Raw genomic sequence first — 1,725 nt, 5'->3', positions numbered from 1 at the left:
CGAAACGGATCCGGCTACGGCTACGGAAACGGAAGACGTCGACGAGGCGCGTGTCCTGGAAGCCTTCGAGACGGCGGTCGAGTTCTACCACGATCACCTCGACGACGAGCTACCCGACGAGGTCGACGTCGGCGCCGATACACCTCCCGATACACCTCGGGAGTACTTCGTCGACGAGCGGGGCTGGGATCCTGAGACTCTCGACGACAAGCGTCTCGGGTACGCGCCCGCGGGGCACGGGTACGACCTCCTCGACCGCCTCATGTCGGAGGGTTTCACCCGCGACGAGATACTCGGGACAGGTCTCTTCTACGAGGGGCTGACGCCGCACTTTGAGGGGCGCGTCGTCTTCCCGTACTTCGACGACGACGGGGAGCCGTGCTACGCTATAAGCCGTTCCGTGGGTCATCCAGACGACCCGAAGGCTGACCAGAAATACACCAAGGCTGTCAAAACGACGGATTACAGCCATGTCGACGAACCGATTTACGGACTCGAAACTCTCGGAGAAGAAGTTGAGACAGTACTCGTCGCCGAAGGAATAGCCGACGCTATTACGGCTCACGAACGCGGTTATGCGGCGGTGTCGCCCGTCACTACCCAGTTCAAGCGGAAACACCACGACGTCGTGCTCGAAGCCGTCGAGAACGCCGACCGTGTCGTCGTCATCGCGGATAACGACCCCGTAGACAGCGACCTCGGCGAAGACGAAGAACGTCTCGAAGTTACTCAGTACGGAGAAGGTGTCAAAGGCGCGCTCCGTACCGCCGACTTCCTCGTCGAGAACGACGTCGACGCGCGTGTCGCGCTACCGCCGACTGTCGCGCACCACGGGAACGACCTCGACGAGTACCTAAACAGCGGCTGGGGCACGCTCGACCAGCTCGTCGCGGCTGCTAAGCCCCCCGAGGCGTTCGACGCCTACGACGAGGTAAAAGAGACCCAGGAAGACCGTGTCGAGAAGGCGCGTGAGACGCTTGAGAAGATCGGGGGGGATACCTCGTCTATTTACGACCTCCGTCTCACGGACGTTCTGGGCGTCCGTGAAGGCTACCGAGGGAAGAACCCGTTAGGACACCGCGGGTCTCGCGAGAACTACTTCGTCGCGGTTGACGACACCGTCGCCTACGACCACAAACGCAAGAAGGCGTACAACCCCCTCACATCTCTTCTCGTCGAGGCGGGCGTCCGTGACGTCGACGCTCCCGACGGGAGTCTCGACGACGCCGAAGTCTTCGAGGCGTGGCGGTACGCCAAAGAGCACGGTCTCGTCGCCGAGGACGACCGGATACCGCGACGCGCCCTTCGACACGTCGCTCGTGACACGACGGATTGGGACGGCGAACTCGTCGAGCACGAGACGCGCGACGGTGAAACCTTCGAGGGGCTGCCTTCGGGCGTCTACAACGCCGCGCTCGACCACGTCGAGGAAGACCTCGGTCTCGATCCGGGCAGGTCGACGACGGGTGGTTCAGCACGGGGTCATCTCACCTCGGGTCTCCCGTTAGAACAACTCGACGCGCTCTCTCCCAACGAGAGACGTAGGTACGCCGAGAAGAGAGATCTTGACTACCCCACCACACCCGAAGTGAGAGACCGCCTTGAGGATGAGATAAAGACCGCCATGCGACGCGGGGACGACGTCGTCATAGACGCCCCGACGTCGGCGGGTAAGTCCTACACCGCCGCGACGCAGCCCTGGAAAGGCATGAGAGACGTGACGGG

Annotated in this window: 1 protein-coding gene; it reads left to right on the top strand. The window is 62.6% G+C overall.

The annotated features are described in order from the left end of the window. The coding region (locus SV253_09510; GenBank protein MDY6776286.1) for a hypothetical protein at window positions 1-1,725 on the top strand (1,725 nt) is incomplete at both ends.

The organism is Candidatus Afararchaeum irisae, from assembly GCA_034190545.1.
GTDB classification, from domain to species: domain Archaea; phylum Halobacteriota; class Halobacteria; order Halobacteriales; family Afararchaeaceae; genus Afararchaeum; species Afararchaeum irisae.
The sequence above is the reverse complement of the archived record's forward strand: the minus strand, read 5'-3'. Positions and strand labels throughout refer to the sequence as shown.